6 protein-coding genes are annotated in these 5,147 nt (G+C 64.1%); 1 reads left to right on the forward strand and 5 read right to left on the reverse strand.

Annotation, left to right across the window (positions count from 1 at the left end):
• Both EOA60_RS39070 and EOA60_RS17745 read right to left on the reverse strand, forming a co-directional pair.
• The coding region (locus tag EOA60_RS39070; protein ID WP_245502576.1) for an FAD-dependent oxidoreductase at positions 1-215 on the reverse strand (215 nt) is incomplete at its 3' end.
• Between the two features lie 62 nt (positions 216-277).
• Complete coding sequence (locus EOA60_RS17745; RefSeq protein WP_095824104.1) at positions 278-1,171, reverse strand: dihydrodipicolinate synthase family protein; 894 nt, start codon at positions 1,169-1,171, stop codon at positions 278-280.
• Positions 1,172-1,286: 115 nt separating this feature from the next.
• On the opposite strand from EOA60_RS17745, the gene EOA60_RS17750 reads away from it, so the two are divergent.
• Positions 1,287-1,946: a GntR family transcriptional regulator gene (locus EOA60_RS17750; protein ID WP_095824105.1), complete on the forward strand. Its 660-nt coding sequence runs from the start codon at positions 1,287-1,289 to the stop codon at positions 1,944-1,946.
• A gap of 42 nt (positions 1,947-1,988) precedes the next feature.
• Here the strand turns inward: EOA60_RS17750 and EOA60_RS17755 are convergent, their stop codons facing one another.
• From EOA60_RS17755 to EOA60_RS17765, 3 genes are all read right to left on the reverse strand, one after another.
• Positions 1,989-2,306: a hypothetical protein gene (locus tag EOA60_RS17755; RefSeq protein WP_067319522.1), complete on the reverse strand. Its 318-nt coding sequence runs from the start codon at positions 2,304-2,306 to the stop codon at positions 1,989-1,991.
• A 240-nt stretch (positions 2,307-2,546) separates the two neighbouring features.
• Positions 2,547-2,846 (reverse strand): hypothetical protein, encoded by a 300-nt coding sequence (locus tag EOA60_RS17760; RefSeq protein WP_095799746.1) that lies wholly within the window; start codon positions 2,844-2,846, stop codon positions 2,547-2,549.
• Between the two features lie 430 nt (positions 2,847-3,276).
• The gene (locus EOA60_RS17765) at positions 3,277-4,773 is read right to left on the reverse strand and encodes a CoA-acylating methylmalonate-semialdehyde dehydrogenase (RefSeq protein WP_067319526.1); all 1,497 of its coding nucleotides are present in this window, start codon (positions 4,771-4,773) and stop codon (positions 3,277-3,279) included.
• Between the last annotated feature and the right edge of the window lie 374 nt (positions 4,774-5,147).

Consider the following 5,147-nt stretch of genomic DNA (forward strand, 5'->3'; position numbering starts at 1 on the left):
GCGTTGCCGGAGCTCGTCTCCTCGCAAATGCCCGTCCGATCGAAAATGGTGACGCTGCGTCCCGCCTCCGCGAGCAAGGTGGCGGCGCAAATGCCGATGATGCCGCCGCCGATGATGGCGATATCTTCCCCTTCTCCCCGGTCACGGGGAGAAGGCGCCCGACGGGCGGATGAAGGGGGGCGCCACTCTTCGGTCGGCTTGGCATTTCCTTGCACGCTGGCGTTGTCCCTCGTCTGTCTGCCGCCATCTGCTCCGCGTGAACGGGAGCAGAAGGCTATCAGAACGCCGGCAGTTCCGGCCGCGCGGCCAGCGCATCCCTGACGATCTTTTCCACCGCCTTCCGGCGCTCGCCCGACAGCGGCTGGCGCGGCATGCGAACGCGGTCATTGGTACCGATCCCCAGCACTTCGGCAAGCTTGATGTTTTGGACCAGGTAGGTCGAGACATCGAGGTCGAGCAGTGGCCTGAACCAGCGGTAAATCTTCAGCGCTTCTTCGCGGCGACCTTTTCTCATCAACTGGTAGATGGCGACGGTCTCACGCGGGAAGGCCGTGACAAGGCCCGCCACCCAGCCGATGGCGCCGACCGACAGCGCCTCGAAGGCGAGGTTGTCGACGCCGGTGAAGAGGTCGTAGCGGTCGCCGAGGCGATTGATGATCTCGGTCGAGCGGCGGATGTCGTCCGACGATTCCTTGATTGCGACGAAGCGCTTGTCGGACGCCAGCTCCTCCATCAGGTCGACAGTGACGTCGACGCGATAGGCGAGCCGGTTGGAGTAGATCATGACAGGCAGGTCGCCGGCCTCCGCGACGGCGCGAAGTGCGGCGACCGTCTCTTCGGCATTGGTGTGGTAGATCGGGCTCGGCACCACCATCAGGCCGTTGGCGCCTTCCTTGGCTGCGCGGCGTGCGATGCTTGCCGCCTCGCGGGTGCCGGGTTCGTTGACGGTCAGAAGCACCGGCTTTGTCCCGGCGACCTTCTGCGCCGTCTTCAGCACTTCGATCTTCTCGTCATGCGACAGCATTGGCCCTTCGCCGAGCGAGCCGCAGACGATGATGCCGTCGCAGCCGGCCTCCATCTGCAAGGAGAAACAACGCTCCATTTCGGCATGATCGAGGCGGTCGTCGGGGGTGAATTTGGTCGTGACTGCAGGGAAAACTCCGGCCCACATGGCTATCTCTCCGTCTGATATATCAGCGGTATATTTATTAAGACGCGGGCTGTCAATGCTGAATCCGCTATGATAAATGAAAAATATATCAGGAGCTGGCCCATTGATATCCGCATTGATATCCAACGACACGAGCGGAACCTTCGAGCCGGTTGCGACCAGGGCCTATCGTGTGCTGGAGCACATGATCGTCACTCTTGAACTGGCGCCTTCATGCTTCGTCACCGAACGTGCACTGATCGAGCGGCTCGGCTTCGGCCGTACCCCGGTGCGCGAAGCGATCCAAAGGCTGGCCTGGGAGGGCTTGCTCGACGTCAGACCACGCGCCGGCATCGCGGTCGCTCCGCTCCACCCCGGCGACTGGCTGCGCGTCATCGATGCCAGGCGCGGCATCGAGGTGGTGCTTGCCCGCTCGGCCGCCCGCTTCGTCACCCGCGAGGCGGCCGACCTGTTTCACGAGGCAGCCCTCGCCATGCAGAAGGCAGTGATCTCCGGCAACGTGCTTTCCTTCATTCAGGCCGACAAGCAACTTGACGAGGCGCTGGCGATCGCCGCCGGCAATCCATTCGCGGCGCGCGTGGCGGCGCCCTTGCAGACGCACAGCCGGCGCTTCTGGTTCCGCTACAAGGCGGATACCGGGCTCGCCGAATCGGCCGAGCACCACGTCGCGCTGATCCGCTCTATCCTCGACGGCGACGAGGAAGCCGCCGCCAAGGACGCCAAGAAATTGATGGCGCTGCTACGCCACCACGCCGAGGCGGCCGCGACGCGCTGACCGGAGCGGTTCCGCCTTAGCTGAACTGTCCGGTTACGCAGTTCACCCGCCCGGGTGCCGGACCGCGGTGGCCAGCGTGTGCTCCCATCCCTCGCCGGCCGCCAGGATGCAACTCTGGCCCTTAACGTCGGTCATCAGGATGGTCCAGGTTCCGCTCGCCGACACAAACACCTCGAAGATGGCGACGTCTCCACCCAGGCCATAGCCCAGCCGCTTCTCTTCGAACGTCTCTGCCAGCCCCGCGACCAGATCGTCATGGCCCCCGCAGAGGACTTGCGCCTGCACTGGGACTGCCGGCAAAGCCATGACGGCGCCGGCGACTGCCGCCTTCACCACTCGGAACGAAAATCTGCGTGCCATGGGCACCTCCTTCGCCGTGGCATTCCGGCAAAAGAGGCACATTCGGCCGCCTCAGTGTGCCGGAACGCTCCAGGCCGGACTCGACGTCGCCATCACGTCACTCCTTCTGGTTTCCGGTCTGTCGCAGGGAGATTTATCACTCCCTGCATTCGATATGGTGAAGCTGCGCCCGGTAGACAAGCGGGCGTTGAAGCGGGCGCCGGCGCGGCTTTCACTGAACGAGCCGTGGCGCAGTGAGTGTTAGGCTCCCGGCACGGCTGCCGTGATCGTCGGGCTGTCCCAGCCTTCGCCAACGGACAGGATACAGCTCTGCCCCTTGGTATCGGAGGCAAGAACGGTCCAACTGCCTTGGTCGGAGACAAAGATCTCGAGCACGACGTTCGGATTGATCAGCCCGCGCCCTGCCTCGCTTTCGTGGAACTTGTCGCCGAGCGCCTTGATGATGTCGGCGCGTGGTGCGCATTGTGCTGCCGCATTGGCCTGGCCGGCCGACAGCGCTGCCGCCGCAAGGCACGTCGTCGCCATAAGAAATCGTGTCATCCGACACCTCCTCGCGCCAGACGAGAACCCCGGCTGCCACCGGCGCTGTTTGATTGGCCTGCACGCATGGCAGGAATACAGCCTAAGGCGAATGGCGGCCTGTTGGTTCCATCACACGGCGATGGAATCATTAGGAGGTGCGGCTGCAGCCTCGACGTGTCTCGTCGCAAATCATGCATCTGAAGTTGCAAGCGACGACCGGGCGAGACGACAAGCTACGCCAAATATCGATGAGGTGAAGGACAACCAGCCTCCTCTGCAAGGCCCCAAACAGAAAGCGCGGGTGCAAACCGCGCTTTCTCACGAGGCTCTCGAAAAAAAACCGTCCGGTCAGTTCATCGTCGGGATGACGAACTCGGCGCCGTCCTTGATGCCTGCCGCGCGCCCGCAGCCGCAACGCGGCGAGGACGCGCGGCCGAAAACCGTCCGGTCAGTTCATCGTCGGGATGACGAACTCGGCGCCGTCCTTGATGCCGGACGGCCAGCGCGAGGTGACCGTCTTGGTCTTGGTGTAGAAGCGGAACGCGTCCGGGCCGTGCTGGTTGAGGTCGCCGAAGGACGACGCCTTCCAGCCGCCGAAGGTGTAGTAGGCGATCGGCACCGGGATCGGCACGTTGACGCCGACCATGCCGACCTGGACCCTGGAAGCAAAGTCACGCGCGGCGTCGCCGTCGCGGGTGAAGATGGCGACGCCGTTGCCCATCTCGTGGTCGTTGGCGAGGTTGATGGCGTTCTCATAGGTCGGCGCGCGCACCACCGAAAGCACCGGCCCGAAGATCTCTTCCTTGTAGATGCGCATCTCCGGCGTCACGTTGTCGAACAGGCAGCCGCCCATGTAGTAGCCGTTCTCGTAGCCCTGCATCTTGAAGCCGCGGCCATCGACAACCAGCTTGGCGCCTTCCTTGACACCGATATCGACATAGCCCTTGACGCGTTCCAGGGCTTGGCGTGTCACCAGCGGGCCGAAATCGGCCGAGGAGTCGGTCGACGGACCGACCTTCAGGCTTTCGACGCGTGGTACCAGCTTTTCCATCAGCCGGTTCGCGGTGTCGTTGCCGACCGGCACGGCCACCGAGATCGCCATGCAGCGCTCGCCGGCCGAGCCGTAGCCGGCGCCGACCAGCGCGTCGACCGTCTGGTCCATGTCGGCGTCGGGCATGATGATCATGTGGTTCTTGGCGCCGCCGAAGCACTGCACGCGTTTTCCCGCCGCGCAGCCGCGCGCATAGATGTACTGCGCAATCGGCGTTGACCCGACGAAGCCGACGGCTTTGATGTCCGGATCGTCGAGGATGGCGTCGACCACTTCCTTGTCGCCGTTGACCACGTTCAGCACGCCTTCCGGCAGGCCGGCCTCGATGAACAGCTCGGCGATGCGGATCGGCACGCCCGGGTCGCGCTCCGAAGGCTTCAGGATGAAGGCGTTGCCGCAGGCGATCGCCGGCGCGATCTTCCACAGCGGGATCATCGCCGGGAAGTTGAACGGCGTGATGCCGGCGACGACGCCGAGCGGCTGGCGCATCGAATAGGTGTCGATGCCAGGACCGGCGCCGTCGGTGAACTCGCCCTTCATCATATGCGGCGCGCCGATGCAGACCTCGACCACTTCGAGGCCACGCTGGATGTCGCCGCGCGCGTCGGCAATGGTCTTGCCATGCTCGCGCGCCAGGATGTCGGCCAGCTCGTCATAGTCGCGCTGGACCAGTTCGAGAAACTTCATCAGCACGCGCACGCGGCGCTGCGGGTTGGTGGCGCCCCACTTGATCTGCGCGGCCTTGGCGTTCTCGACCGCGGCGCGCAGCTCCTGCGCCGAGGCCAGCGCCACCGTAGCGCGCACCGAGCCGTCCATCGGCTGCATGACGTCCTGCTTGCGGCCGCTGGTGCCGGCGACACGCTTGCCGCCAATGAAATGACCGTACTCGATCATGGGTTCTCTCCCTGTTTTGATGATGAGGCATTGTCCGCCTTTGCGTCCGCAATGGCAACGCGAGCTAGAACGCAACCGTTGTGCGCGAAATAGACAGCGGCAGTCGGACGTGCATTAATTGCCGCAAAAGGTGATGATGATCGGTCATTGAAAGGATCGAAGATTGAGTTCCTTCACACCCCCCTCTGTCCTGCCAGACATCTCCCGCGCATGGGGGGAGATTGGCAGTTTCATCGCCGGGGCTCATCCTGCACCGTTGGCGATTGGCGAAAGCGAACGCGACATCCGATCTCCCCCCTTGCGGGGGAGATGTCCGGCAGGACAGAGGGGGGTGGGCGGGAACGCAGCGCTGGCGACTAACCTGGACCATCCCC

It is taken from the genome of Mesorhizobium sp. M1A.F.Ca.IN.020.06.1.1 (assembly GCF_004023265.1).
In the GTDB taxonomy this organism is placed as follows: domain Bacteria; phylum Pseudomonadota; class Alphaproteobacteria; order Rhizobiales; family Rhizobiaceae; genus Mesorhizobium.